This is a genomic window from Pseudomonas sp. Irchel 3H7, assembly GCF_900187605.1.
In the GTDB taxonomy this organism is placed as follows: domain Bacteria; phylum Pseudomonadota; class Gammaproteobacteria; order Pseudomonadales; family Pseudomonadaceae; genus Aquipseudomonas.
Genome location: NZ_FYEA01000011.1, coordinates 22,958 through 47,460, shown reverse-complemented (window position 1 = coordinate 47,460; position 24,503 = coordinate 22,958). Strand labels below are relative to the sequence as shown.

31 protein-coding genes are annotated in these 24,503 nt (G+C 55.7%); 17 read left to right on the top strand and 14 right to left on the bottom strand.

Annotation, left to right across the window (positions count from 1 at the left end):
• Positions 1-42 precede the first annotated feature (42 nt).
• Genes CKW38_RS20860 through CKW38_RS20850 form a run of 3 tightly spaced genes read right to left on the bottom strand, consistent with a single transcriptional unit; the run spans position 43 to position 2,345 of the window.
• Positions 43-600, bottom strand: coding sequence for a peptidylprolyl isomerase A (locus CKW38_RS20860; protein WP_007914440.1), 558 nt, complete (start codon positions 598-600; stop codon positions 43-45).
• Between the two features lie 3 nt (positions 601-603).
• The gene (locus tag CKW38_RS20855; protein WP_095113747.1) at positions 604-1,407 is read right to left on the bottom strand and encodes an alpha/beta fold hydrolase; all 804 of its coding nucleotides are present in this window, start codon (positions 1,405-1,407) and stop codon (positions 604-606) included.
• Between the two features lie 14 nt (positions 1,408-1,421).
• On the bottom strand, positions 1,422-2,345 hold the full coding sequence (locus tag CKW38_RS20850) for a LysR family transcriptional regulator (protein WP_007914443.1): 924 nt from the start codon (positions 2,343-2,345) through the stop codon (positions 1,422-1,424).
• A gap of 49 nt (positions 2,346-2,394) precedes the next feature.
• Here CKW38_RS20850 and CKW38_RS20845 point away from each other — a divergent pair, with 49 nt between their 5' ends.
• From CKW38_RS20845 to CKW38_RS20835, 3 genes are all read left to right on the top strand, one after another.
• A complete protein-coding gene (locus tag CKW38_RS20845; RefSeq protein ID WP_095113746.1) occupies positions 2,395-2,709 on the top strand; it encodes a 3-phosphoglycerate kinase in 315 nt (104 codons plus the stop codon).
• A gap of 229 nt (positions 2,710-2,938) precedes the next feature.
• On the top strand, positions 2,939-3,538 hold the full coding sequence (locus tag CKW38_RS20840; RefSeq protein WP_007914445.1) for an FMN-dependent NADH-azoreductase: 600 nt from the start codon (positions 2,939-2,941) through the stop codon (positions 3,536-3,538).
• Between the two features lie 271 nt (positions 3,539-3,809).
• Positions 3,810-4,676: a carboxylate/amino acid/amine transporter gene (locus CKW38_RS20835; protein ID WP_007914446.1), complete on the top strand. Its 867-nt coding sequence runs from the start codon at positions 3,810-3,812 to the stop codon at positions 4,674-4,676.
• Between the two features lie 20 nt (positions 4,677-4,696).
• On the opposite strand, the gene CKW38_RS20830 is transcribed toward CKW38_RS20835, so the two are convergent.
• Positions 4,697-5,995, bottom strand: coding sequence for a mechanosensitive ion channel family protein (locus CKW38_RS20830; RefSeq protein ID WP_007914447.1), 1,299 nt, complete (start codon positions 5,993-5,995; stop codon positions 4,697-4,699).
• 523 nt (positions 5,996-6,518) lie between these two features.
• Here CKW38_RS20830 and CKW38_RS20825 point away from each other — a divergent pair.
• The 8 genes from CKW38_RS20825 (at position 6,519) to CKW38_RS20800 (ending at position 12,835) form a co-directional block, all read left to right on the top strand.
• A complete protein-coding gene (locus CKW38_RS20825; protein ID WP_256588423.1) occupies positions 6,519-6,752 on the top strand; it encodes an S-adenosylmethionine decarboxylase family protein in 234 nt (77 codons plus the stop codon).
• Positions 6,724-7,089: an ATP-binding cassette domain-containing protein gene (locus CKW38_RS30435; RefSeq protein WP_256588422.1), complete on the top strand. Its 366-nt coding sequence runs from the start codon at positions 6,724-6,726 to the stop codon at positions 7,087-7,089. The genes CKW38_RS20825 and CKW38_RS30435 overlap by 29 nt, the downstream gene beginning before the upstream one ends.
• Complete coding sequence (locus CKW38_RS30430; protein WP_256588421.1) at positions 7,090-7,389, top strand: ATP-binding cassette domain-containing protein; 300 nt, start codon at positions 7,090-7,092, stop codon at positions 7,387-7,389.
• A 48-nt stretch (positions 7,390-7,437) separates the two neighbouring features.
• Complete coding sequence (locus CKW38_RS30425) at positions 7,438-8,100, top strand: ATP-binding cassette domain-containing protein (RefSeq protein WP_256588420.1); 663 nt, start codon at positions 7,438-7,440, stop codon at positions 8,098-8,100.
• 102 nt (positions 8,101-8,202) lie between these two features.
• Complete coding sequence (locus CKW38_RS20815) at positions 8,203-9,159, top strand: fatty acid desaturase (protein WP_095113745.1); 957 nt, start codon at positions 8,203-8,205, stop codon at positions 9,157-9,159.
• On the top strand, positions 9,156-9,983 hold the full coding sequence (locus CKW38_RS20810) for a dimethylarginine dimethylaminohydrolase family protein (protein WP_095113744.1): 828 nt from the start codon (positions 9,156-9,158) through the stop codon (positions 9,981-9,983). Before CKW38_RS20815 ends, CKW38_RS20810 begins: the two co-directional genes overlap by 4 nt.
• Entirely contained in the window at positions 9,983-11,323 is a 1,341-nt protein-coding gene (locus CKW38_RS20805) for an MATE family efflux transporter (protein ID WP_095113743.1), read from the top strand. Before CKW38_RS20810 ends, CKW38_RS20805 begins: the two co-directional genes overlap by 1 nt.
• Before the next feature lie 171 nt (positions 11,324-11,494).
• The gene (locus CKW38_RS20800; protein ID WP_007914470.1) at positions 11,495-12,835 is read left to right on the top strand and encodes a DEAD/DEAH box helicase; all 1,341 of its coding nucleotides are present in this window, start codon (positions 11,495-11,497) and stop codon (positions 12,833-12,835) included.
• A gap of 54 nt (positions 12,836-12,889) precedes the next feature.
• Here CKW38_RS20800 and CKW38_RS20795 read toward each other — a convergent pair whose 3' ends face one another.
• From CKW38_RS20795 to CKW38_RS20780, 4 genes are all read right to left on the bottom strand, one after another.
• Positions 12,890-13,489: a hypothetical protein gene (locus CKW38_RS20795; RefSeq protein WP_007914471.1), complete on the bottom strand. Its 600-nt coding sequence runs from the start codon at positions 13,487-13,489 to the stop codon at positions 12,890-12,892.
• Positions 13,490-13,501: 12 nt separating this feature from the next.
• On the bottom strand, positions 13,502-14,086 hold the full coding sequence (locus CKW38_RS20790) for a papain-like cysteine protease family protein (protein WP_007914472.1): 585 nt from the start codon (positions 14,084-14,086) through the stop codon (positions 13,502-13,504).
• 263 nt (positions 14,087-14,349) lie between these two features.
• On the bottom strand, positions 14,350-14,625 hold the full coding sequence (locus CKW38_RS20785; protein WP_007914473.1) for a hypothetical protein: 276 nt from the start codon (positions 14,623-14,625) through the stop codon (positions 14,350-14,352).
• 71 nt (positions 14,626-14,696) lie between these two features.
• Positions 14,697-15,434, bottom strand: a complete 738-nt coding sequence (locus CKW38_RS20780) for a thioredoxin family protein (protein ID WP_007914474.1) — start codon at positions 15,432-15,434, stop codon at positions 14,697-14,699.
• A 175-nt stretch (positions 15,435-15,609) separates the two neighbouring features.
• Here CKW38_RS20780 and CKW38_RS20775 point away from each other — a divergent pair, with 175 nt between their 5' ends.
• On the top strand, positions 15,610-16,002 hold the full coding sequence (locus tag CKW38_RS20775; RefSeq protein ID WP_007914475.1) for a hypothetical protein: 393 nt from the start codon (positions 15,610-15,612) through the stop codon (positions 16,000-16,002).
• 87 nt (positions 16,003-16,089) lie between these two features.
• Here the strand turns inward: CKW38_RS20775 and CKW38_RS20770 are convergent, their stop codons facing one another.
• The 3 genes from CKW38_RS20770 to CKW38_RS20760 all read right to left on the bottom strand — a co-directional run bounded on the left by CKW38_RS20770 (position 16,090) and on the right by CKW38_RS20760 (position 18,149).
• Positions 16,090-16,959 (bottom strand): DUF6279 family lipoprotein, encoded by an 870-nt coding sequence (locus CKW38_RS20770; protein WP_007914478.1) that lies wholly within the window; start codon positions 16,957-16,959, stop codon positions 16,090-16,092.
• Between the two features lie 78 nt (positions 16,960-17,037).
• Positions 17,038-17,754: a TorF family putative porin gene (locus tag CKW38_RS20765; protein ID WP_007914480.1), complete on the bottom strand. Its 717-nt coding sequence runs from the start codon at positions 17,752-17,754 to the stop codon at positions 17,038-17,040.
• Positions 17,755-17,960: 206 nt separating this feature from the next.
• Positions 17,961-18,149 carry a hypothetical protein gene (locus CKW38_RS20760; protein WP_016985943.1) on the bottom strand — a complete coding sequence of 63 codons (189 nt, stop codon included), beginning with the start codon at positions 18,147-18,149 and terminating at the stop codon, positions 17,961-17,963.
• A gap of 342 nt (positions 18,150-18,491) precedes the next feature.
• Between CKW38_RS20760 and CKW38_RS20755 the strand changes: the two genes are divergently transcribed.
• From CKW38_RS20755 to CKW38_RS20745, 3 genes are all read left to right on the top strand, one after another.
• Positions 18,492-19,328 (top strand): S1 RNA-binding domain-containing protein, encoded by an 837-nt coding sequence (locus tag CKW38_RS20755; protein WP_007914483.1) that lies wholly within the window; start codon positions 18,492-18,494, stop codon positions 19,326-19,328.
• Between the two features lie 46 nt (positions 19,329-19,374).
• A complete protein-coding gene (locus CKW38_RS20750; protein ID WP_007914485.1) occupies positions 19,375-19,776 on the top strand; it encodes a DUF2177 family protein in 402 nt (133 codons plus the stop codon).
• Between the two features lie 266 nt (positions 19,777-20,042).
• On the top strand, positions 20,043-20,975 hold the full coding sequence (locus CKW38_RS20745) for a DMT family transporter (RefSeq protein ID WP_095113742.1): 933 nt from the start codon (positions 20,043-20,045) through the stop codon (positions 20,973-20,975).
• Here the strand turns inward: CKW38_RS20745 and CKW38_RS20740 are convergent.
• Complete coding sequence (locus tag CKW38_RS20740; RefSeq protein WP_095113741.1) at positions 20,920-22,101, bottom strand: MFS transporter; 1,182 nt, start codon at positions 22,099-22,101, stop codon at positions 20,920-20,922. The genes CKW38_RS20745 and CKW38_RS20740 overlap by 56 nt on opposite strands.
• A 104-nt stretch (positions 22,102-22,205) precedes the next feature.
• On the opposite strand from CKW38_RS20740, the gene CKW38_RS20735 reads away from it, so the two are divergent.
• On the top strand, positions 22,206-23,099 hold the full coding sequence (locus CKW38_RS20735; RefSeq protein ID WP_007914490.1) for a LysR family transcriptional regulator: 894 nt from the start codon (positions 22,206-22,208) through the stop codon (positions 23,097-23,099).
• 142 nt (positions 23,100-23,241) lie between these two features.
• Positions 23,242-23,370, top strand: coding sequence for a PA1414 family protein (locus tag CKW38_RS30420; RefSeq protein ID WP_007914492.1), 129 nt, complete (start codon positions 23,242-23,244; stop codon positions 23,368-23,370).
• 108 nt (positions 23,371-23,478) lie between these two features.
• Here the strand turns inward: CKW38_RS30420 and CKW38_RS20730 are convergent, their stop codons facing one another.
• Entirely contained in the window at positions 23,479-23,727 is a 249-nt protein-coding gene (locus tag CKW38_RS20730) for a phosphopantetheine-containing protein (protein ID WP_095113740.1), read from the bottom strand.
• Positions 23,728-23,769: 42 nt separating this feature from the next.
• Positions 23,770-24,495: an MBL fold metallo-hydrolase gene (locus CKW38_RS20725; protein ID WP_095113739.1), complete on the bottom strand. Its 726-nt coding sequence runs from the start codon at positions 24,493-24,495 to the stop codon at positions 23,770-23,772.
• Between the last annotated feature and the right edge of the window lie 8 nt (positions 24,496-24,503).

The window sequence follows — 24,503 nt, the reverse complement described above, 5'->3', positions numbered from 1 at the left end:
GCGCGGGATCAGGCCAGCGCCGCTCGATACGCCCTGTACAGCTTAGTCGATGACTTTGGCCGACTTGATGAAAACAGGGTCGGCAGGTACATCTTTCATGCCGCTTTTGGTGGTGGTTGGCGAGTTGACGATGATGTCGACCACGTCCATGCCTTTGACCACTTTGCCGAATACTGCGTAGCCGTCGCCTTGGTCGAGGAAGTCGTTGTCCTTGACGTTGATGAAGAACTGGCTGGTCGCCGAGTCAGGTACAGAGGTGCGGGCCATGGACAGTGTGCCACGGACATTATGCAGGCCGTTTTTGGATTCGTTCTTGATAGGGGCCTTGGTTTCTTTTTGCTGCATCTGTTGAGTGAAGCCGCCGCCCTGGACCATAAAGCCCGGGATCACACGGTGGAAAATGGTGTTGTTGTAGAAGCCGCTGTTGACGTAATCGAGAAAGTTTTTGGTACTGATCGGCGCCTTGACCGGGTCCAGTTCGATTTCGATCTGGCCGTTGGTGGTGTCCAGCAGCACGTGCGGTGCTTTGGCCGGCGTGGCAGCCATCAGGTTGGCGGCAAACAGCACAGTACCAGCGGCGAGGGCGAGTTTTTTCAACATGGGTCAGTGATCCTGAGATTGAGTATCGGCTGCGGCGAGGAACTCCAGCAGCGTTTGGTTGAAGCGTTCGGGTTGATCCAGCGGGGTTGCGTGGCGCGAATCGGCGATCACCACCAGCCGCGCATTCGGCAGCAGTTTTACATAGGTTTCTTTCAGCGAGACAGGCGTGTAGTCACGGTCGGCGCTGATGACGAGCGTTGGACAGGACACTCGGGAAAGTCGTTCCTGAACGCCCCAGCCAACAATCGCATCGAAGCTGGCGAGATAAGCACGTTTGTCGTTTTTTGCCCAGCGTTCGGCCATTTTCTGCCGCAGATCGGCTTGTTCCGGTTTCGGAAAAAGTTTGCCGCCAAGGGCTTTGCCGATGCTGGAGAGGCTCAGCAGTCGCATCAGACTCCAGCGTTTGAACCATTGCCAATAATCGTCGCGGCTGCGGATTTTGACTTCGGGTGCGCTGTTGACGATGGTCAGGCTTTTCAGCATTTGCGGCTGATCGACGCCGAACTGGAAGCCGATCATGCCGCCCATCGACAGCCCGACGTAGTGCACCGGGCCGAGGTTCAAGTGCTCGATCAGCGCCAGCATATCGGCACTGAAACCGGCGATGCTGTAGCGCTCGCGCGGTTTGTCCGAGCGCCCGTGGCCGCGAATATCCGGGACGATCACCCGGTAATGCGCGGCCAGTGCCGGGATCTGCATTTCCCAGTCCAGTGTGCTCGAACCGAGCCCGTGAACCAGCAGCAACGGCGTACCGTGGCCATATTCCTCGTAGTGCAGGTTGCAACCTTCGTGCTCGAAATACGCCATCGGTGAACTCCGTGTCAGGCTTGTTCAGGGGCGGCGAACGGTGCGTCCAACGGCAAAGTGTCGAAGGTACGCAGCAGTTCGATGAGGATTTGCGTGGCCGGGCCCAAGGGTTTGTCCTTGTTCGAATACAGATAGAAGCTGGAGTTGCGGTTGCCGCCCCTGTCCAACGGTAGCAGCTTGAGCGAGCCATCTTTCAGTTCGCGCTCGATCATGTGCCGTGGCAGCCAGGCAAAACCGAGGCCGCTGCTGACGAACGTGGCAGCCGTGGCAAGGCTGCCAACGGTCCAGCGCTGTTCGGCGCCGAGCCAGCCGACATCACGCGGCTGCTGGCGGCCGGAGTCGCGAATCACCACTTGCATCTGGGTCTCCAGATCCTGAAAGCTCAGTTCGCGATTGAGTCGATGCAGCGGGTGATCGGGATGGGCGACGGCGACGAACTCGACGTCGCTCAATTCCGCACCGAGGTAACCGGGAATGCTCAGGCCAGTGATGGCCAGGTCGGCTACACCTTCGAGCAGCACTTCCTCGACACCCGACAATACTTCTTCACGCAGACGTACGCGGCAGCCGCGACTCTGCGGCATGAACGCGGTCAGTGCGCGAACGATGCGTGCGCTCGGGTAGGCCGCATCGACCACCAGCCGCACCTCGGCTTCCCAACCTTGTTCCATATGGTGGGCAAGGTCTTCCAGTTGGCTGGCCTGTTTCACCAATTGTCGCGAACGACGCAGCAACACGCCGCCGGCCTCGGTGAGCACGGCTTTACGCCCATCGATGCGCAGCAACGGCACGCCGAGCTGGTCCTGCATACGGGCGACGGTGTAACTCACCGACGATTGCGAACGGTGCAAGGCCTCGGCAGCCTGGGCGAATCCGCCGTGGTCGACCACGGCCTGCAATGTTCGCCATTGATCCAGGGTCACGCGGGGCGCTTTCATCAATAGCTCCTCTTGTCCTAAGCTGGCCGTCCCTCATGGAGACTGCCGAATGAAAAAATTCTGTTGTGTGCTGCTGGCGTTGCTTCCGCTGACTGCTTTTGCGTACCCGATCGATGTGCAGAAAGATCTCAATGGCATGAAGATCGATTACGAAACCTTCGACACCGATAACGACATCGGCTCGATTCGGGTGGCCAACTACGGTGATGTCGATGCATCCTGCAAAGCGGTGTTCAGCAATGGTCCGGAAGCACCGCGCACCCGCACAATCGAGGTACCGGCCGGCAAACATAAAAACGCCACGGCCAAGTTCACCCGCGAGATCATCAAGCTGCGCATCAAACTGACCTGCAGCCCGAAATAACACCGATCCCTGTAGGAGTGAGCCTGCTCGCGATAGCGGTGTTTCAGTTAACACAGATGTAGCTGACACACCGCTATCGCGAGCAGGCTCACTCCTACAGGAGCATGGTTCAGCATCTAAACGAATTATTCGATACTTTGCAGCAAATATTTGCGCTTTTTCATCGATTCGACTCTGTTTAACCTTCACTCCATCGACCTACAACATTCTCGGATGGAGGCTACACACCATGTCCCGCGTTCTGATCATTGAAAGCAGCGCCCGCCAACAAGATTCGGTTTCCCGTCAACTGACCCAGACTTTCATCAGTCAGTGGAAGGCGGCGCATCCTAACGATCAGATCACCGTACGTGACCTCGCCGCGAACCCGGTGCCACACCTGGACAGCAACCTGCTGGGCGGCTGGATGAAGCCGGCCGAGCAGCGCAACGACAGCGAACAAGCCTCGCTGGACCGCTCCAACGAATTGACCGATGAATTGCTCGCCGCCGACGTGCTGGTCATGGCCGCGCCGATGTACAACTTCGCCATCCCGAGCACCCTCAAGGCCTGGCTCGACCACGTGCTGCGTGCCGGCGTGACCTTCAAGTACACCGAAACCGGCCCGCAAGGCTTGCTCAGCGGCAAACGTGCGTACGTGCTCACCGCTCGCGGCGGCATCTACGCCGGCGGCCCGGCGGATCATCAGGAACCGTACCTGCGTCAGGTCATGGGTTTCATCGGCATCAACGACGTGACGTTCATTCACGCCGAAGGCATGAACCTCGGTGGCGACTTCCAGGAGAAAGGCCTGAATCAGGCCAACGCCAAGCTGTCCCAGGTCGCTTGATAGGTTAATCGCCAGATAATCCCCGATTGTTTAAGTGACCTGGCGCAACCCCTTCAAGGCTCTACGCGCATCGAACCTCCCTTTGCACTTGTTGCTCCTGAGTGCTGTAGCCCGATTGAACGCATTAGCGAGATCGGGCTTTTTTTTGCCCGTAACTCACCGATCCCCTGTAGGAGCTGCCGCAGCCTGCGGCAGCTCCTACAGGGGGATTTTTGTTGGTTGCGGGGTGGAAAAACCGCTATCGTCGCCGCCATTCGATTTCGAGGCGAGCATGGGCTATCTACTTTTTGTCACGCTGATCCAGGCGTTTTCCTTCAGTCTGATCGGCGAATACCTGGCCGGTCATGTCGACAGCTATTTCGCGGTGCTGGTGCGTGTGGTGCTGGCCGGGCTGGTGTTCATTCCACTGACCCGCTGGCGCTCGGTGGAACCTTCATTCATGCGCGGCATGCTGCTGATCGGCGCCTTGCAGTTCGGCGTGACCTACGTCTGCTTGTACCTGAGCTTCCGGGTGCTGACGGTGCCCGAAGTGTTGCTGTTCACCATCCTCACGCCGCTGCACGTGACGCTGATCGAAGATGCGCTGAACCGCCGCTTCAACCCATGGGCGCTGATTGCGGCGCTGGTGGCGGTGAGCGGGGCGGCGGTGATTCGCTTCGACAGCATCAGTCCGGACTTCTTCATGGGCTTCCTGCTCCTGCAACTGGCCAACTTCACCTACGCCGCGGGCCAGGTGATGTACAAGCATCTGGTGGCCAAGCACCCGAGCGACCTGCCGCATTACCGGCGTTTCGGCTTCTTCTACCTCGGCGCGCTGGCGGTGGTGTTGCCCGCATTCCTGATGTTCGGCAAAGCGAATTTCCTGCCGGAAGCACCGTTGCAGTGGGGCGTGTTGCTGTTCCTCGGCCTGGTCTCGACCGCGCTGGGCATGTATTGGTGGAACAAGGGCGCGTGCATGGTCAACGGCGGCACGCTGGCGGTGATGAACAATTTGCATGTACCGGTGGGGTTGCTGCTGAATCTGCTGATCTGGAATCAGCATGAGGAACTTGGAAGATTGTTCCTCGGTGGCAGCGTCATCCTTGCCGCCGTATGGATCAGCCGACTGGGCATCCGCAAATCCCCAGCCACTGCATAACCCCTGTAGGAGTGGTGGGGTTACATGAGGTGTTTCTGCGGTTCAGGAATGCTGGCTGCGCCGAGCACCGCCGGCAGCAATCCAGAGCGCAAATCCCCACCACTCGGCTGCTGATACAGACTCAGCCCGAACTCCGGCAATACCGCCAGCAGATAATCAAAAATATCCCCCTGAATCCGCTCGTAATCGGCCCACGCCGTGGTGCGGGTGAAGCAGTAGATCTCCAGCGGAATGCCCTGCGCAGTGGTCTGCATCTGCCGCACCATGCAGGTCATGTTTGGCTGAATCTCCGGATGACTCTTCAGATACGCCAGCGCATAGGCGCGGAAAGTGCCGATATTGGTCATGCGTCGACGGTTAGCCGACATCGCCGCGACATTGCCCTGGGCCTCGTTCCACGCTTTTAATTCGGCTTTCTTGCGGCTCATGTAATCGGTGAGCAGATGCACTTGGGAGAGCTTTTCCTCCTCGTCATCACGGATGAAACGTACGCCGCTGGCGTCGATGAACAGGCTGCGCTTGATCCGTCGCCCACCCGATTGCTGCATGCCGCGCCAGTTCTTGAATGACTCGGACATCAGCCGCCAGGTCGGGATCGAGACGATGGTCTTGTCGAAATTCTGCACCTTGACCGTGTGCAGGGTGATGTCGACCACATCGCCGTCAGCGCCGACCTGTGGCATCTCGATCCAGTCGCCGACACGCAGCATGTCGTTGCTGGTCAACTGCACGCTGGCAACGAACGACAGCAGCGTGTCCTTGTAGACCAACAGAATCACCGCCGACATTGCACCCAGACCAGACAGTAGCAACAGCGGTGAGCGGTCGATCAGTGTGGCGACGATGATGATCGCGCCGAACACATACAAGACCATCTTCGCCAGTTGCACGTAGCCTTTGATCGAGCGCGTCCGGGCGTGTTCGGTACGTGCATAGATGTCGAGCGACGCATTGAGAAGGGCGCTGACCGAGAGCAGCAGGAAAAGAATGGTGAACGACAACGCCACATTGCCAAGAAAGATCATGGCGGTTTTGCTTAATTCCGGCACCAGATGCAGGCCGAACTGGATGACCAACGACGGCGTCATCTGCGCCAGGCGCTGAAACACCTTGTTATGGCGAAAGTCATTGATCCAGTGCAGCGCCGGCTGGCGGCCGAGCATGCGGCTGGCGTGCAGGATCAGGTAGCGCGCAACTCGTCCGAGCACTAGCGCGATGACCAACAGCAACATCAGCGCCAGGCCGGATTGCAGAAACGGATGCTGTTCCAGGGTGCCCCAGAGGTCTTGGGCTGTAAGCCAGAGCTGTTTGAAATCCATGGGAGAACGATTCTTCTGTGAGACGCGATGAGTAATTAGAGCATTTAAAACGCGCGGTATTGCCGTTGATGATAAATCAGGCAACAAAAAATGCGCCTGCATTGGTGTGTGGGGGGCTCGGCGTAGCACTGTCCGGGCGCGCCGTACAAGGTGTGAATGATCGCTGTTCGCATAGATGAATTTGTGAATCTACGTCTTTTTTTAGATTGATTAATGACGTCAGAAAGTTGTCGGTTGGGGCGAAACCTGTAAAGCGCCTGGGAACTCGAAGCGTATCTATCCAGAACGTTAATTTTGGCAGGTCACAATAAATAAGTTTTGCACTGATAGAGGTCAGCAAAATGGACGTCGCACCATCCTGGCTAATCGTTAGTTATGGGTTTTTAGCGCCTATTGATAGTTTAAGTTGATGATTTTGAAGTGCTTTAAATAATGTAATATTTAGTTACACTTCTGCGGATTTACTTATCGTTCAACGCAAATGTAGTCTGCAAAAAATTTCTACCTTGCAGACGGAACTTGCATGGAAAACAACTCTGGAGCTTTCTTCGGAAAGCACACTCTTGGCGAGCTTTATAATGTCGCTCCGAAAAAACTAAACGACCTAAGTTTTCTGACTGAGTTCTTGTGCGCTGCGGCGACTAAAGCGGGCGCAACAGTCTGTGGAACTGTGTCCAAACAGTTTGATCCGCAAGGCGTTACAGTTCTGGTTTTACTGGAAGAGTCTCATGCTTCCTTTCATACCTACCCTGGTTAAACTGGAAGATTTATCTTTGGGTTACGGCGCAGAACCGGTATTTGAAGGCGTGGCGCTGTCTCTTGCCGAGGGCGACCGATTAGGCCTGGTGGGTAGCAACGGTTCCGGCAAGTCGTCCCTGCTCAAATGTATCTCCGATAGTTCAGATGATTACAGCGGATCACTGACCAGACAAAAAGGTCTGAAATCCTTCTATGTCCATCGAGGTTTGATTGAGCTCGCTCAAGGTAATGTGACATGCGACGTTTTTCTGCGTGGTTATCTCACGGATGCCGTGGATGACTGGAAAATTGACTACACTTTTGAGTCATTGAAATTTCCGAAGAAGTATCGGTAGTTGCAAATCCGTGAGTTAAGCGGTGGCTGGAACAAAATGTTGATGTTTGCAGCTGCTCTGATATCCGAGCCTGATCTGTTGATCCTTGATGAACCGACCAATCACTTGGATATGTACAGGACAGATATTCTCGTTGATGTTTTGCAAACCGTTGGCTGGGTCAATACGTTGTTGGTTGCCAGCCATGATCGTTTTTTTCTCGACGCTGTGACTCAGCAAACACTTTTCCTTGATCGGATAGGGGTATACAGATTTCCCTACTCGTATTCTCGTGCAAAAGGCTTTATGTATGAGAAGTAACGCGAACTCGAGAACTCCCTGCAGGACCGAAAGTCAGAAATTGAAAGATTGACTCAAAGTGCGAAATTACAACGTCAGTTGGGTGTCAATAATTTTTCTGACAAGGCCTCTCAGAAAGCCAAGCAGATCGAAAAAAAGATAAGAGTGCTAAAGACGACGTTACCCGATCGACAGACCGTTGATACTGTGCAAATCAAATTGGAAACCGAGTCGATCGAGGCGAAGTATCTGATCAAACTCTATGATTTCAAGGTGAATAATCCTTCGGGAGAGTTGTTATTCACGGTTCCAGAGTTGGAAATAAAACGAGGTGACAGGATTGTTATCACCGGCGCCAATGGGTCTGGCAAGTCATCTTTTTTTCGTGTTATCGCGGGATTGTCGAGCGACGCGCTGGAACTGACTCCTAGCGCTCGAGTCGGGTACTTCGAGCAGAGTTCATCCAGGCTATCAGTTGATAAATCCATACTCGATTTTGTTTTAGAAAACGCTGAGCCCGATTCAACTCGGGCTGTTGCACTGCTGGCTTCGGCGGGTTTCACCTATCTTGATACAAAAAAAGCATGCTGCGAACCAGCTTCGGCGAGAGGGCGCGACTGTCTCTGTTGGCGCTACGGCAGACCAAACCAAATTTTTTGCTGTTGGACGAACCCACGAACCACCTTGATATCAAGTCCCAGGAAATGTTGGAGGATGAAATCAGGCGCATGAACTCTGCGGCATTAATAGTTTCTCACGATCGACGTTTTGTTGAGAATGTCGGGAACAGATTTTTTTCAATCAAAGGTGGTGTTCTGGTGGAGGGGGCCTTTCATGGAGAGGAATCTTTTTGAGGATAAGATCAGACTGGATTTAAAGAAATTAAGATCAGATATGGACGCGTTGAAGTTGCGCGAGGATATCTCTGCTCTCATGCGTCAGTCGACTCTGAAAAGCATCTGCTATATCGCTTTGGAATATTTCATCATTGCGTTTTCGGTTTGCCTGGTGTTGAATTTCAGTTATTGGTTCATTCCGTTAAGCGTCATTCTTATGGGCGCGCGGCAGCGTGCACTCGTCGTATTGGTGCACGAAGGTTCACACCGTAATCTTTCCGCTAGTGCTTTACTGAATGACGTCATGACCAAGTTGTTTTGTGCATTGCCGATGATCATATCGCTTGATTCATATAGAAGTATTCACGGGCAGCACCATCGATATCTCGGTGATCCGGAAAAAGACAGTGACTATCTGCATGATCCCCAGTTGGTTGAAAAGGGCTGGATAAAGCTTTACTGCTCTGAGCTATTAAGCCTGGAGTCGTGGTTGGGTAATGCTTTTGGTTTGCCGGTGCAACTGAAGTTGGCATTGAATTGTTTGCTATGGTGGAGTGCAGTCCTTGGATTGATATTTTATTTTTCTGGTCTGGAGGCCGTTGCTGTTTTCGTCGGGCTCTGGATTATTTCCAGAGCAACCGTTTATCACGCGATCATCAGCTTTGTGATCATATCGGATCATGTTGGTCTTGTTCCCGGTGGAATCATGAGCTTCGCCAGAAACCATCCTTCCACGGGGTTCCTGAGGAAAATGGTTCATCCGCATTTCAATGGTTTGCATTTGACTCACCATTTATTGCCGACGGTGCCGTATCACAACCTCAAGAAAGTTCATGAGGTACTATTGGCAGTGCCGGATTATAACAAGGCAGAACACTGCTATACTTATTTTACCGGGACGCATAGCGTAATTGAGTCTTGGTGCAGGAAGATATCCAAGGGAGCGGAATCTTGATTACACCATGTATAGATAACGAATACGAAAAACTCGAAGCGGTTTTGTTGTCTCAGCCTTTGCTCAGTCACGCCTGTCCTGAGTTTCCGACCGAGAAGTCCTTGGGCCAGTACGCCAGGTTAGTCAGTGAGTTGGAAAAGCGGGATATTCACTGCCTATATGTAAAGTCTGAGCTTGATTTGCCTTATCAATGTTATACCCGAGATAGCAGCATTTTTACGCCGTTCGGCGTCTATGTAAATAACATGGGTTTTTGTGAGCGAGAGAAAGAGACGCAGTTGATCAAAGAGTTTGCATCTGATCATGGATGGCCTCTAGCACATGAGGCTCAACAAGGGACGTTGGAGGGCGGAGACGTCATCGTTGTACGAAACGGTCTGGTTGTCATCGGGACGAACCAATTGAGGACATCCCATTCAGGTGCGACTGAAATTCAGGATTTATTCATAGACAACGGCTGGAAGGCATTAATAGTCAATTACGACGTCACACTGAGGCATCTTGACGTCGCCTTGGGCGTTATTGATAAGCATACGATTGTCTATGCTGCTGGAAAGATTGATGAAGAGGAAATAGACCGATTAAGGACGGAAGGGATTGACTGCATTCCAGTGGACGTAACCGAAACGCCGTTTGCCTGTAATTTTGTCAATCTCGGCGACGGTGTGCTATTGACAACTGTACTTTGCCCCGCAACCAGGGCAGTGTTCCAGAAGCTCGGCTGTACGTTGGTCGAAGTAGATCTGTCTGAATTTATAATGGACGATGGTGGCCCTCATTGTTTAATACAGTGCATTGCCAGAAAGATGCTAAAGGACTATTGATGATTCGCTTGAGTAATATATTAGGTGTTTACCGACTGGCGCTGCCTCTGGCTGTTTCGAATTTGATCGTATTTGCCTCGGGAGCGATTGATTATTTTTTTATTGGGCGACTGGGGGAGCAAGAACTTGCGGCCGCTTCCCTGGCGTTTAACCTGTATTTTTTTATAAAAATTCTCGGGGATGGAATTATCCTTGCGATCATCCCGATGCTGGGGAAGTTGGTTGAGGCCGGCGCGTATAAAGAGGCCACGCAGGTTGTCCTGAACAGTGTAATCGCGTTGGCGGTTGTGTCATTGCTGGCGAGTCCCTTTTTGATAGGTGGCGAATGGTTGCTCAATGTTCTCGAGCAGCCGCGTGAACTGACCAGTCTTATGTTTCCGCTTTTTCTCTCACTCACGATCAGTTTGCTGCCGTCTTTTGTATTTACCATTCTGGTTACTTATCTTTCTGTGCTGCATGCACCATGGGAGGTTTTCAAGCAATCGCTGCTGTATTTGTTGGCGAAGTTGCTCGTTGGCTACTGTCTGTTCACGGTGTTCGACGTGGGGCTTCCGAGTGTCGGGATTTCGACATTGCTCTGCAGCTTCATGGCGATTTTGGTGGCGGGTGATCATCTGTATCGAAAGCGGCGAATCGTGTTCTCTGCGAATAGATTCAAATTCAGTCGGCACTTGGTATCGCAGGTTCTTGCTATTGGCACACCGATCGGGCTGCTCGAACTCTCGACTATTGCCTCGACCATGGTTGCTGCGTTTTTCATGTCACCCTTCGGCGAGTCGGCGATTGCGGCCAATGCCTTGGCTGTGCTCTCTATAGAAATCGTCATCGTTTTGATGTTCGGCTTCAGTGACGCTTCTGCGATATTGGTTTCAAAGTCTATTTCGTTGTCGGAATCACGGCGCAACATTATTTCTGTCCTGTTTGCTGGTTTGTTGTTTTCGATCGTATTGCTGTTGGTTATGTTTGCTTTCAAAGGGGATATTCCCATTTTGTTTTTACCCGATTCCTCTGGGTCAGCTGATACCTTGCAGCTCACCGAAGACTTCATCGAGATTGCATTGTTCTTGTTTGTCTTTGATTCGGTAGCCATTATTTTGCGCGGAGTTATGCAGGGCTATGGTGAAACCGGAAAACAGCTTTTTATCAGCCTCTTGGGTAACTGGCCGATAGGTCTCGGTTTGGGACTTGCGCTGGCTTATGCGGGAGGTTTTGACGCCAAAGGGATATGGTATGGCATGGCAGCCGGCCATTTATTCACGTTTGCAGGCATGGTTTTGCTGGTGATTTTTCGTGATAAGGAACAGCGACTTGACTCAAAAGCTCGCTCTCTGACTTCCTGAGGTGTGCTGACAGATAGAAGATGTATCGATGGCTCGGAAGGCGTTTTCAGGACGCAGTTGAGTCCACCCGATGGCGTTATTTTTTGCCGTTTGTATAAAGAAACTCGGCCTGAGCGCTCGAAACCGGTAACCTATGCAGCTGTTTTTTTGCATATCTTCGAGGTAGCACCCGTGTTTTCCCAATTCGCCCTGCACGAACGCCTGCTTAAAGCTGTGGCCGAGCTGAAATTTGTCGAGCCAACGCCTGTGCAAGCCGCGGCCATTCCGCTGGCGCTCCAAGGGCGTGATCTGCGGGTGACGGCGCAAACCGGTAGCGGCAAAACCGCCGCTTTCGTTCTGCCAATCCTCAATCGCCTGATCGGCCCGGCCAAGGTTCGCGTCAGCATCAAGACGCTGATCCTGCTGCCGACCCGCGAGCTGGCCCAGCAGACGTTGAAGGAAGTTGAGCGCTTTTCGCAGTTCACTTTCATCAAGTCCGGCCTGATCACCGGCGGTGAAGACTTCAAGGTCCAGGCCGCGATGCTGCGCAAAGTGCCGGACATCCTCATCGGCACCCCGGGCCGGATGATCGAGCAACTCAACGCCGGCAACCTTGACCTCAAAGAAGTCGAAGTGCTGGTGCTCGACGAAGCCGACCGCATGCTCGACATGGGCTTCGCCGAAGACGTCCAGCGTCTGGTGGACGAATGCCCGAACCGTCAGCAGACCATGCTGTTCTCGGCCACCACCGGTGGTTCTGGCCTGCGCGATATGATCGGCAAGGTGCTGAACAACCCTGAGCACTTGCAGCTCAACGCGGTCAGCCAACTGAACTCGACCACCCGCCAGCAAATCATCACCGCCGACCACAATCAGCACAAAGAACAAATTGTGAACTGGTTGCTGGCCAACGAGACCTATCAGAAGGCCATCGTCTTCACCAACACCCGCGCCATGGCCGACCGTATCTACGGCCGCCTTGTGGCTCAGGAATACAAAGCGTTCGTGCTGCACGGTGAGAAAGACCAGAAGGATCGCAAACTGGCGATCGACCGTCTGAAGCAGGGTGGCGTGAAGATTCTGGTAGCGACCGACGTCGCGGCCCGTGGTCTGGACGTGGATGGTCTGGATCTGGTGATCAACTTTGACATGCCCCGCAGCGGCGACGAATACGTGCACCGCATCGGTCGTACCGGCCGTGCCGGTAACGACGGTCTGGCGATCTCGCTGATTTGCCACGGCGACTGGAACCTGATGTCGAGCATCGAGCGCTACCTGAAGCAGAGCTTCGAGCGCCGTACCATCAAGGAAGTCAAAGGCACCTACGGCGGACCGAAAAAGGTCAAGGCTTCGGGCAAAGCCGTTGGCGTGAAGAAGAAAAAGACTGACGCCAAGGGCGACAAGAAAAAAACCGCTGCCAAGACGCCGACCAAGCGCAAGAGCGCCAACCGTCCGAAGCCGGACTCGTTGGTGAGCAGCGATGGCATGGCGCCGCTGAAGCGCCGCAAGCCGGCAGAACCTGCGGCTGAGTAAGGCGTTTCAGGCGCACAAAAAAACCCGGACACTGTCCGGGTTTTTTTTCGTCCATCAGTTGCCGAGCTGGCCACTGGTGTCGGCGTCAAAGCGCCGTTTAGCCTGATCGGCCGCTGGTTTCAATGCGGCAAGCAGTGCTGCTTCGCTGTACAACCCGGTACCCGCCAATTCCTTGGGCGTCGGCTCGATCGGGATCAGCACATCTTCCCCATCGGCATGCAGCCAGATCGCCACAACGTGCAGTGCCGAGACAAACAGCACGCGCAGCTCAACGGTTTTGCCCTGTAATTGCGGCGCTTGTTCCGCCAGTTTCAGCGCACCCACCGTAGCTGCGGCGTGATCGCCGTGATTCAGCGAGGCGAATTCAACATGCCCGCGCACCTCGGCCAATTGCGCATCGGCAATCGTTACGCCGTCGGCAAACACCAGGTAATGCCAGTCGCCGAGGCGGGCATCTTTCAGGCCTTTGCCTTGGCTCAGGTCATCCAGACTCAGCGAGTAGCCACGATAGGCCTCGCTCAGGCTGATCTTCGCAGGTGCTGCATTGGCGAACTGGCGATTGGCGCCAAAGCCATGGGTTTGCAAAGCGGCTTGCAGCGCCGGACGCAAGGTCTGTACGCCGTTGGAAGGCGCCTTTGGATAAGTCAGTTGCATGATGTCGCCCTCCTAGTTTTTCACGGTGAAGTAAGTGTGGGTCCAGTTGCCGCCGCCGTTATAGGCACGGGGGAACGCGTTCAGCGCGCGGGTCGAATAGCCGTAGATCGAGTCTGCAACCAATACGTAATCGCCATTGGTGCCGTAGATCGTCAGAAAGTGCGCACCGCCGCCGTACCAGGCGCAGCGCAAGCCGACCGGGCGGCCCATGCTGATCTGGTTCTGAATGGCCGACATCTGTAGCGAGCCCTGATTCATGCCGTTGTAACTGCGGGTGGTTTGCAGAGCGGAATCCAGATAGCCGTAGACGTTGCACGGTCCCGGCTGATTGCAGCAGTTGCGGTCGAGCTGGGTGCTGGCCACGCCGCACTGCGTCCAGTTTCCGGTGCCGTAATAGTTGCCAACCGAGGCGGACACGGCGGCCCAGCACCAGTTGGTCTGGGTCTGTTTCTGCATGTTGAAGTTGAGGCTGCCAGCGGCGAGGGCGCTGATCTGTTCAGCGGCCTCGACTTCGACCAGTTGCGGGTCGAGCAGATGGCTGGCCAGGCACCTTGGCAGTGATTCGCCGGTGAATCGTGTTGCTTCTGTGGTTAACATTTTTTCAATCCTCCATGAATGAAAACAAGCATCTTGCTTGTGAGGGTGTTGCGGTATTGCTGAGCGATCGGTGCTTAACGGTTGCCATCTTCTGTGGCCGGTTCAGATCTCCTTGCTCGAGGTAACCCTAGTCAGGGGTATGCAGTAATGCAAATAAATAAATGCATTAATGCATTTTCAGGCGCAAAAGATCGCAGCCTGCGGCAGCTCCTACAGCGATCGATGCAGGAGTTGCCGCAGGCTGCGATGTTTTGACCTGGCTTTTAGCTTTCGGCTTTTTTCTCAGCCGTACTCAATTCTTTCAACCGCTGATCAATCAATTGGCACTTGTCCGGCAGGTCCTTGCTGGCCGTACCAAGATCCATTTTCTGCAACTCGGCATTGATCTCTTTGGCCTTGGCCGGATTCTGTTCGGTGAGCTTGGCGACTTCCTTGGCCAGTTGTTCACGTTTGGCGGTGGCCTCCTCCGGCGTACAGGCCCAGACGGGCAGGGCGCAAGCGAGGGTGGCGGCGAGGGTGAGCTTGATCAGGGTTTTCATCGGGGCAGGCCTCAGTTCCGGTTAAGGCGGGTTAACCGGTTGAGGCCTTGAGCGCGGGAAAAGTTCAGTGCTTATTGCTCTTCGTGGCAGCAACTCGATTTAGCACCTTGCTCATAACGATCATGATGCCGAACCCATTCCATGATCTCGTCTTCATTCCTGCCTTTGGGCGTGAGATCGAGGTAGTTGTAGGCACCGACCAGCATGTCGAGACCGCGAGCATAGGTTGAGTAGGTGTGGAAAATGTCGCCATTCGCATTGCGATAAAACACGCTCAGCCCGGGCATTTCTTCCTCGGCGCTGTCAGTTTTTTCGTAGTTGTACGTAGCCTTTCCCGCCGCGACATCTTCTGCCCGGGCGCAAACACCGAAGTCGTAGTTGAAGTCACAACCCTCTGACGACACCCAATCAAACTTCCAGCCCATGCGCCGTTTAAAGTCCTGGAACTCATTGAATGGGGCGTGAGAAACAGCCACAACAGCGATGTCGTGATGGGCCAGATGCTGATTGGCGCCATCGATATGGTCGCTGAGGAACGAGCACCCCTGGCACCCTTCCTCCCAATCCTTGGCAAACATGAAGTGGTAAACCACCAGTTGGCTGTGTTTGCCAAACAAGTCAGTGAGTTTCAATTCACCGTTCGAACCCTGGAAGTGGTAGTCCTTGTCGACCTTCACCCATGGCAAAGCGCGACGTTCCGCGCTCAGCCGGTCGCGTTCCTTGGTGAAGGCTTTCTCGTGAATCAGATGTTGCTTACGGGCGGCGAGCCATTCTTCGCGCGATACCACCGGATGATTCTCAATGTTCATGATGATTTCTCCTGCGGGGTTGAAACCGTCTGTTTCAGACTAGTCGTTTAACCCTGCTGAAAATCGACAGACCGCCGGTCGGTCGGCTCGGGAAATGCGGCTGAACGGCTGACAGCTACTCCGGTCACAACCTATGAACGCGCCATAAATCACGCGCACCGGAGGTTGTATCAGGATGACGACTTATAACTGGGATTTGATTGAACGCTTGCTGCACGAAGTGCAGAACAGCGCCGGCCACAGTTTTGCCCCACGGGCCTACGCCGAAGACTATGCCGCGGCGAAAGCCAGCGCTGGCGAGCCGATCGAGAATCTGGATCATCTGAAAACGCTGGCTTGCGACTATGAAAGGTTGCTGCTGTTGCGCGGCTACATCGCACCGCGTCCGGATGAGGAGGGCAGCACGGGTAACAATTTTGTCCTGACACCTCGCGGTTCCAGCTTGCTGAGCCTGATCGACAGCAGCATTCCCGGCAACGATCACCCGCGTCAGGTGCTGGATGAGCAGGAGGATGCGCTGGCTGAGGCGACGTTTGATGAAGTGGCGTCAAAAGCCCAGATCGCCTGATTTTCCACAGGGCAAAAGATCGCAGCCTTCGGCAGCTCCTACAGAAATCGGTGTAGGAGCTGCCGAAGGCTGCGATGTTTTGATCTTCTAATTCTGCTTCGCGGCCTTGAGGCATTTGAGGTCGTTGAAGTCTTTGCGCACCCCTTCGATCTTCTTCAACAACCGCTGCCGCTGTTGCGGCGTGCTTTCGGCCATCAGATCCACTGCTAGCGAGCGTCCCTGCGCCTCAGTATCGGCAAAGGCCTTGCGGTAATCCGCTGTCCATAAGGTCTCGCGATTGACCAGAAGCGTCTCGATTCTCTGTGGGAATTCGGGACTTTTGCGTTGTGCGACTGCGGCACTGAACTGCTTCTGCCAATGGGCGCGATTGGCGATCCATTGCGTGTACTGATCGCCCAGCGCGGTCGACCACGCCATGACCCGCTGCTCCTGCGTGGCGCTCAGTGGCCCCAGCCAATCGTTCAGACGTTTAACCATGCGCGCGCCACGTTCGGCAATTTGCTGCTTAAGCGGTGGTTTCAGGTATTCCTGCTGACGCTTGCGCAAATCCTTGGCAAACGCGTCATTCATTTCCGCCACCTGTTTGTCGTCCAGACCTTGCAACAGCTCGACGGCGGACGGGGTGATTTCCCGCGCTGTTTCGGCGATGGCCTGCTTGGCCTCCACCGTGCGGGCCTGCAGCGCGGCATCGGTGACCTGATTGGTTTCGACCATTGTCTGCAGGCGATCAAGCCAGTCCAGGTAGCCCGGCAATTGCGTGGTGCAATGCCAGCTCAGGTGGTCCTTGAGGCGTTCGTTGAACCAGTCTTTCTGCTCGCCGTTCATGTCCAGGTAATCGCCGAGCGTCCATGGAATGATCACATCGAGATTGCGATAGGCCAGGCCGACGCGACTGCAGGCGCCGAGGGCGAGGGTGAAGATCAGTAGCGCGGCGATGTGTTTGAACCAGCGAGACATGGGCGAATCCTTGCGTGAGCCTGGCTTCGAGGGACTGATTCCTATGTGAACGCAGAATGAACCCGGCAGTTCAGCCGATCAATAGAACGCGCGTTCAGCCTTGAGGGTGACGAGGCCGTCGCACTGACTGTTGTGCCCGGAGTAGGCCGAGCAATCGCTGCCGCTGAGGCTGGAGTTGCTGTAGATCAGGTCGAGATCGACGCCCATGAATGGCCGGGACAATTTCACTGACCAATCGGTAAAGCTGCCGACATAACCACCGTCCACAGCTACCGGCGTGTTCAGTTGGTGGGTGGTGTATTTCATGCTGACGCCGATGCCGAACGGTTGATTGCCGCCAAGATCGGCAAACAAGGTGTTGTTCTGTTTATCCGGGTCGTTGCTGAAGGCCACGCCGAAGCGGCTGCCGAGCAAGGTCAAACCACCGAACAGCTCCTGGCTGTCGAGCGTTTCTACCTTGGGATAGCTGTAGTGGATCATCCCGACTTCGTAACCAAGGGTTTGATCGAAAGGCTGTTTAAAGCCGACGTAGGAGTCGATCTCGAGGTTCTTGCCCGGCGTGATGCCCATGCTCGGCGCGTACTGGCCAACGTAGAGGCCACTGTCGTGGCTCAGGTCGAGGCCGCCGTGGAAGGAACCGATTGCCGCGGGTTTGACCAGACCCTGGGCCATGCTGCGCGTGGGGGTGGTGCCAAGTTTGAGATCGAAGTCGCCGAGCTCACGCTGGAAAATCTGCGCGTGCGCGGTCGCACTGGCCAATAGGCCTACGAGTAATAAACAGGATGGTTTGCGCATGCGTCACTCCATGAACAGCGAGGGCAGGGCGGCGGGCCTGCTGAAACGCTTGATCTAGACGCGTGCAAGGATACCGGCGAATGCTCGGCGTTGAAGGCCGTTCGTCGATTTAAAAGGATTTTTGTTTAATGCGGAGGGTATGTTGCGCGGTGCCAGTCCAGACGCTTCGAAGCTCAAAGCGCCTCTGGACGGGTGTAAACCGGGTATTACTTCTTGCCCAGGCTGATCTGCTTGGACGGGCCGAATGTCTGGCCACTGACGCCTTTGGCAATTTGCTGAATCTCGCCGCCGGACTTGAGGAACGCTGCGATCTGATCGTTGATCGATTCGCTGGTTTCAACGGCTGGAGCTGGCTTTGCTTTGCTGGTGGATGCTTTTACACGCATGGCGGCCATTAACCTGTAGAAAAGTAACTCGGCCAGGCATCGTACAGGAATAACTTGACAATTGCTTGGTAAATATCCCCGGGAATAACCAACCTCATTGCTGCATTATTCTCGATTAAATGTTCGAAATATTCGGCTAACCTGCTGTTTTAAATAAGAACATTCAGGTGTTGCGGCATTCAGGTTTTCACCCGCGAGCGCTTGTGCCTGCCTGACGAGCGGCACTCAAGCCACTGGCGCGAGCAAGGAAAATCAAGGTGTTGAGCGGGTTTCAACAGCGTGCGGATCTGCCGCCCGACGGGCACGCCAAAAACGGGTAGAATGCCGCCCACGCAATGAGGGTTTCGGAAAATGGCTTTAGTCGGGCGTTACAACAGTTTGCAAGTGGTGAAACACACTAACTTCGGTTTATATCTGGACGGCGGTGCTGACGGCGAGATTCTTTTGCCTAATCGTTATATTCCGAAAGATATTCCTACCGAAGATGAAGATTGGCTCAACGTATTTGTTTATCTGGACAGCGAAGACAAACTTCTCGCCACCACGGAAAAACCAAAAGTTCAGGTCGGCGAATTTGCCAGTCTGAAAGTCGTTGAAGTCAACAGCATCGGTGTGTTCCTCGATTGGGGGCTGCCGAAGGATCTGTTGCTGCCGTATTCCGAAGAAAAGCGCCAGATGACCGCCGGCGAATACTGCGTGGTGCATGTCTACCTCGATAAGCACACCCGCCGCATCACCGCGACCGCGCGTCTGGATCGCTACCTCGACAAGACCCCGGCCAACTACAGCCAGGGCCAGGAAGTTGATCTGCTGGTTGCCGAAGCCACCGACATGGGCTTCAAGGCGATCATCAACAACAAGCACTGGGGTTTGATTCACAAGAACGAAATCTTCAAGTTCATGCGCGCCGGCATGATCGAGAAGGGCTATATCAAGGAAATCCGTGCCGACGGCAAGATCGCTCTGAGCCTGCAACCGGTTGGCCAGGAAGCGGCCAGCAGCCTGAACTCGAAGATCCTCGCCAAGTTGCGCGACAACAGCGGCACATTGCCGGTCAGCGACAAGAGCGATCCGGCATTGATCAGCAGCCTGTTCGGCGTCAGCAAAGGCAACTTCAAGAAGGCCATCGGTGCGCTGTACAAGGAAGGCAAGATCGTCATTCATGCCGATCGCATTGAACTAACCTGAGCCTTGGGTGGCCCATGTTGCATGGGGCACACACGAGGTCGGGTCGATGAAAAAAGCGCTGATTGCCTACGTTGCCACGCTGGTGACGTTTCTGTTGCTCGACGGTATCTGGCTCGGCCTGTTGATGGCGCCGACCTATCGCGAACTGCTCGGTCCGCTGATGCTCGAAAAACCGCTGCTGGTTCCGGCAGCGGTTTTTTATTGCCTGTATGTTTTTGGTTGTGTGGTGTTTGTGGTGCTGCCGGCCGTGACGTGGCAATGGGCGGCGAAGCGGGGGGCGTTATTGGGGCTGGTGGCGTATGGCACTTACGACCTGACCAATTGGGCGACGTTGCGCGGGTGGTCGGTGCAGGTGTCATTGATGGATTGGGCGTGGGGGACGTTTGCCACGGCAGTGGCTTGTAGCGTTGGGTTTTTGTTGGCTAAACGACTGCATTCAGATCCATGAGCAGGGTTGATTGAACTGACGCCATCGCTGGCAAGCCAGGCTCCCACAGGGTTTTGTGTCGAACAGTGGAATAGCGGACAACCTGTCACTGTGGGAGCTGGCTTGCCAGCGAATGGCGGCGCAGCCGACAGCCATTCACCCCTGCCGCCACTGAAGAACTATATGTCTTTTCCAGACGGCTTTTTCCCTCTGACTGATTGATAATCCCCGGCATTGTTTTTGACCATTGGATGGCCTGCCATGTTGTGTGTGTTCGAGGTGTTGCGGTGAGTGTCGAGCGGCGCAATGCCGACAGTTTTGCCCTGCAAGTGATGATCGGTCTGTGCCTGATCTGGGGTGTGCAGCAGGTGATGATCAAATGGGCGGCGCCCGACATCGCGCCAGTCATGCAAGCGGCCGCGCGCTCGGGGATCTCTGCGTTGCTGGTGGGATTGCTGATCTGCTGGAAGGGCGGCTGGGATCAGGTTGGCGTGACCTGGCGTGGCGGGCTGCTGGCCGGTGCGTTGTTCGGTCTGGAGTTCTTCTTCATCGCCGAAGGGTTGCAACTGACTACTGCCGCGCACATGTCGGTGTTCCTCTATACCGCGCCGATTTTTACCGCGCTGGGCGTGCATTTCCTGTTGGCCAGTGAGCGACTGCGACCGTTGCAATGGTTGGGGATTCTGCTCGCGTTTATCGGCATTGCGATTGCTTTCGCTGGCGGCGTGTCCTGGAATGACCTTGATCGGCGCATGCTCCTGGGCGATGCCTTTGGTGTCTTGGCCGGTGCCTGCTGGGGCGCAACCACGGTGGTGGTGCGCGCCTCGCGATTGTCGGAAGCGCCGGTGACGTTGACCCTGTTTTATCAGTTGATCGTCGGTTTCCTCGGCCTGCTGTTGATCGCGCTTTTCAGCGGCCAGATCACTCATGTCAGTCTCACCACTGTGGCCGTCGCCAGTGTGCTGTTTCAGGGGCTCGTTGTGTCGTTCTTCAGTTACCTGATCTGGTTCTGGTTGCTGCGCCGTTATCTGGCGGCGAACCTTGCGGTGTTCTCGTTCATGACGCCGCTGTTCGGCGTGACCTTTGGCGTGTTGCTGCTCGGCGAACAACTGAGCGTGAACTTCATCATCGGCGCGGTGCTGGTGTTGCTCGGTATCACCTTTGTCAGCGCCGAGCAGTGGTTGCGCCGGCGTTTGCGCAAAGCGCTCGGCCAACGTTAGTCGATTGCATCGCCAGGCCGCCGGCCAGCAGCAAACCGCTGCCGGCGATCACTAATGCGGGCTGCAAGCCGCCGCTGAAATGGCTGCTCAACGCGGCCAGCAGCGGGCCGCTGAGCTGGCCGACCGCAAAGCAGGCAGTGAGCATCCCGGCGTTGCGCTGGGTGGCGTGCGGCGCCAGTTCCCGCGAGCGCTGCATGACCAGTTGCATGCAAGCCAGAAACGGCATGCCACACAGGATCACACCCATTGCCAGGCCAAGTCCGCTGCCCAGCAGACAGGCAAACACCCCGGCCGCTTGCAGCCACAGCGTCGCCATCAACCAGTGACGGGTCGTTGCGCGATCGTGACGCCGCAGGCTCACCAGCAACACGCCAATCGCAGCGCCAAGACCGAAGCAGGGCCAGAACAGATCCGCCTGCCATTGCCCGTGAAACTGCGCATTGGCCATTTGCGAGAGGAAGGTCGCCGGAATGATGTAGCCGACGCCGTACAGCGCATAGATCACCGCCAGCCGGCCAATGCCCCGATTCGACGGACTGACCGGCGCAGCAACCGCCGTTGTCGTTGCGACAGGCGTTGGCAGCAGACGCCAGACCCCCAACATCATCACCAACGCCGCTGCGGCATAAATCAGCCACAACGTTGCGGACGTCTGATTCAGCAGATGTGAGACCAGCGCCAGCACCCCCGTCAGAAAAATCCCCAGACCTGGTCCGGCAAATACCAGAGCGCCCAAACTTGGGCGACCCGCTGCCGCCGCCAAGGGTTGGCTTAAAGACGTGATCATCACCAGCACCCAGGCGCTCGCCACCCCGGTGCCGAAGCGCAACAGCAAGTGCGACCAGAAGCCATTGGCCCAGAACGACGCCAGGGTCAGCAGCACGCACAACCACAAGCCGCCGTGCAGGCGCCGTTGCACCTGCTGCGGGCGATGCGCAAACATCGCGTCCACCGCGCCGAGCAGATAACCGAGGTAATTGGCCGCGGCAATCAGACCAGCGGCCGTCAGGTCGATCTGCCCTTCGCTGAGCAGGTGTGGCATTTGCGGGGTGAGGGCGAAACGCCCGATGCCCATGGCCATCATCAGGGCCACGAAGCAGGCGGATAAGCGAATCAATGGCGACATGGTCGGGATTCCGTTGAAGGATCAATGACCGTCAGGCTAGGACTGATTGACTTTCTTGAAAATTGAATAATAGTGAGTAACTTGTTCTGCTCTGGAGAAAGGTTGTGGAGTTCAGCCAACTGCGGATCTTTCAGGCCGTGGCCGAAGAGGGGTCAATCACCCGCGCCGCCGAACGCCTGCACCGCGTGCCGTCGAATCTATCGACCCGGCTCAAGCAACTGGAGGAGCAGCTCGGTGTCGAGCTATTCGTCCGTGAGCGTCAGCGTTTGCAACTGTCGCCTGCAGGAAAAGTCCTGCTGGACTACACCGCCAAACTCTTTGCCCTGCGCGATCAGGCCAGCGCGGCGGTGATGGGTGGCAAGCCGGCCGGTGATTTTGCTCTGGGCACCATGTACAGCACGGCGGCGATTCATCTGCCGGCGTTGCTGGCGCGTTATCACAAGCAATATCCAGCGGTGAATCTGCAGGTGCAGTCGGCACCGAGTGGTGAGTTGTTGGAGGGGTTGCTGACCGGACGCCTGGATGCCGCGTTGGTCGATGGACCGCTGGAGTTGGCTGGCCTCGACGGTGTGCCGTTGTGCGAGGAACGACTGGTGTTGATCACCGAAATTGATCATCCGCCGGTGCGTGGCGCCCGAGATGTCGAAGGGCGGTCGGTGTTCACCTTTCGTCGCGGGTGTTCTTATCGCATGCGTCTGGAGGCGTGGTTTTCGCACTACCAGGCGACGATGGGCCGGGCGATGGAGATCGAGTCCTATCAGGGCATGCTCGCCTGTGTGATCGCCGGCAGTGGTGTGGCGCTGATGTCGGAGTCGATGCTGGCCAGTCTGCCGGGGCGCGAGAGCGTCGCCGCGCACCCGTTGGCCGAGCCATTCGTGGGTGCGACAACATGGCTCATGTGGCGCAAAGGCATGGTCGGCGCCAACCTCAATGCCTGGATCGAGGTGCAGCAGGCTGTCTATCCTGCGGCTCAGATCGAAACCCGCGAAACCGCCTGAACCAATGCCGGCGATTCCTGTTCAATTCAGTAACAGATCATTGCGGATTTGGCCGAGCATTGCGTAGGACTTCGGACTATTATCAGTGCGAAGCGGCCTCAGAATTCCGGCCGCTCAGCACCACCCTGAAGGGGGCATGACGATGAAAGAGAAAATTCAAAACTGGCTGCACGACTTGGGTGTTGCCCTCGGCTTGATCGAACCGCCTCTGCAACCTGTACCGATCCGCACCGATGACGAGCAGCGCCGCCGTCAACAACGGCGCCGGTAACGCCCCCGATCCGAGATCAAAGGATTCATTCAGATCAAGAGATCGCAGCCTGCGGCAGCTCCTACATGGATTAATGCAGGAGCTGCCGCAGGCTGCGATCTTTTGCTTTTAATGACGGCCGATCTCCAGCAAAAACCGGCTCAAGTCATTCGCGGTCTTCGCGGTCTTGAGCATGCGGTCTTCCTCGGCGGTGAACGCCGTCAGTCCGAATTCATCTTCCAGATGAAAGATCAAATCTTCTATATCAGCTTTCTCCAGGCCCAATTGCACGAGGCTGGTGTTGTCGTTGAATTCATGGGTTTCCAGCAGACGCCGGATGTATCGATGCACGGCGGCACGCACGGCAGCTCTTCTCATGGCAGATTTTCTGATTGTTGTTGTGCTTGAGTGAAGCAGGCCTCAGGCGTGGCCGCGTAACCACTCGTCAATCATCGAGCGCAAATGCTCCCCGGAAAAGCTGTCGAAGTGCCCGCCATGCACCGTGCGGATCGGCAACGCCCGCAAACGTCGCAGACTGGCGGCGTAATTCTCAAGATTGGAGTGGTAGGCGTCTTCGATCAGCGGCCCGTCGTAAATGATGTCGCCGCTGAACAGGGTTTGCGTCGCCGCCTCATACAGGCTGATGCCGCCCGGCGAATGCCCCGGCGTGTGCAGCACTTGCAGTGTGCGATTGCCCAGATCGAGCACGTCGCCGTCCTCGACATACCCGGTGGCCGGCGCGGCTTTGACCCGGTATTCGGCGTAGCACAACGGGCAATCCGGATGCGCTTCAAACATGTCGTCGCCGACGAAGGCGCGGCTCAAATCGTTTTCGCCATCCGGCGCCGCCAGAATGTCTGCCTCGGCGGGATGCACCAGTCGTTCGGCAAATTCATGGTGGCCGGCGATATGGTCGAAGTGGCAATGACTAGCCACTGCCACTAACGGGCGTTCAGTCAGCCACGGCAACTGCTCACGAAGGCTGACCAGCCCTGAACCGCTATCCAGCAACAAGTCTTTGTCACGGCCCTGAACGTGCCAGAGGTTGCATCGGTAAAACGGCCGAATATACGGCTCGTGAATCAGCCGAATGCCGTCACTCAGGTGTTGTACTTCGAACCATTTATCGCGAGAAACAATCTTCATCAGCACTT

Bases quoted from the DNA above. Each gene is read 5' to 3' on its own strand.
- CKW38_RS20860 (WP_007914440.1), bottom strand. From the start codon at position 600: ATGTTGAAAAAACTCGCCCTCGCCGCTGGTACTGTGCTGTTTGCCGCC.
- CKW38_RS20855 (WP_095113747.1), bottom strand. From the start codon at position 1,407: ATGGCGTATTTCGAGCACGAAGGTTGCAACCTGCACTACGAGGAATAT.
- CKW38_RS20850 (WP_007914443.1), bottom strand. From the start codon at position 2,345: ATGAAAGCGCCCCGCGTGACCCTGGATCAATGGCGAACATTGCAGGCC.
- CKW38_RS20845 (WP_095113746.1), top strand. From the start codon at position 2,395: ATGAAAAAATTCTGTTGTGTGCTGCTGGCGTTGCTTCCGCTGACTGCT.
- CKW38_RS20840 (WP_007914445.1), top strand. From the start codon at position 2,939: ATGTCCCGCGTTCTGATCATTGAAAGCAGCGCCCGCCAACAAGATTCG.
- CKW38_RS20835 (WP_007914446.1), top strand. From the start codon at position 3,810: ATGGGCTATCTACTTTTTGTCACGCTGATCCAGGCGTTTTCCTTCAGT.
- CKW38_RS20830 (WP_007914447.1), bottom strand. From the start codon at position 5,995: ATGGATTTCAAACAGCTCTGGCTTACAGCCCAAGACCTCTGGGGCACC.
- CKW38_RS20825 (WP_256588423.1), top strand. From the start codon at position 6,519: ATGGAAAACAACTCTGGAGCTTTCTTCGGAAAGCACACTCTTGGCGAG.
- CKW38_RS30435 (WP_256588422.1), top strand. From the start codon at position 6,724: ATGCTTCCTTTCATACCTACCCTGGTTAAACTGGAAGATTTATCTTTG.
- CKW38_RS20815 (WP_095113745.1), top strand. From the start codon at position 8,203: ATGGAGAGGAATCTTTTTGAGGATAAGATCAGACTGGATTTAAAGAAA.
- CKW38_RS20805 (WP_095113743.1), top strand. From the start codon at position 9,983: ATGATTCGCTTGAGTAATATATTAGGTGTTTACCGACTGGCGCTGCCT.
- CKW38_RS20795 (WP_007914471.1), bottom strand. From the start codon at position 13,489: ATGCAACTGACTTATCCAAAGGCGCCTTCCAACGGCGTACAGACCTTG.
- CKW38_RS20790 (WP_007914472.1), bottom strand. From the start codon at position 14,086: ATGTTAACCACAGAAGCAACACGATTCACCGGCGAATCACTGCCAAGG.
- CKW38_RS20785 (WP_007914473.1), bottom strand. From the start codon at position 14,625: ATGAAAACCCTGATCAAGCTCACCCTCGCCGCCACCCTCGCTTGCGCC.
- CKW38_RS20780 (WP_007914474.1), bottom strand. From the start codon at position 15,434: ATGAACATTGAGAATCATCCGGTGGTATCGCGCGAAGAATGGCTCGCC.
- CKW38_RS20775 (WP_007914475.1), top strand. From the start codon at position 15,610: ATGACGACTTATAACTGGGATTTGATTGAACGCTTGCTGCACGAAGTG.
- CKW38_RS20770 (WP_007914478.1), bottom strand. From the start codon at position 16,959: ATGTCTCGCTGGTTCAAACACATCGCCGCGCTACTGATCTTCACCCTC.
- CKW38_RS20765 (WP_007914480.1), bottom strand. From the start codon at position 17,754: ATGCGCAAACCATCCTGTTTATTACTCGTAGGCCTATTGGCCAGTGCG.
- CKW38_RS20760 (WP_016985943.1), bottom strand. From the start codon at position 18,149: ATGGCCGCCATGCGTGTAAAAGCATCCACCAGCAAAGCAAAGCCAGCT.
- CKW38_RS20755 (WP_007914483.1), top strand. From the start codon at position 18,492: ATGGCTTTAGTCGGGCGTTACAACAGTTTGCAAGTGGTGAAACACACT.
- CKW38_RS20750 (WP_007914485.1), top strand. From the start codon at position 19,375: ATGAAAAAAGCGCTGATTGCCTACGTTGCCACGCTGGTGACGTTTCTG.
- CKW38_RS20740 (WP_095113741.1), bottom strand. From the start codon at position 22,101: ATGTCGCCATTGATTCGCTTATCCGCCTGCTTCGTGGCCCTGATGATG.
- CKW38_RS30420 (WP_007914492.1), top strand. From the start codon at position 23,242: ATGAAAGAGAAAATTCAAAACTGGCTGCACGACTTGGGTGTTGCCCTC.
- CKW38_RS20730 (WP_095113740.1), bottom strand. From the start codon at position 23,727: ATGAGAAGAGCTGCCGTGCGTGCCGCCGTGCATCGATACATCCGGCGT.
- CKW38_RS20725 (WP_095113739.1), bottom strand. From the start codon at position 24,495: ATGAAGATTGTTTCTCGCGATAAATGGTTCGAAGTACAACACCTGAGT.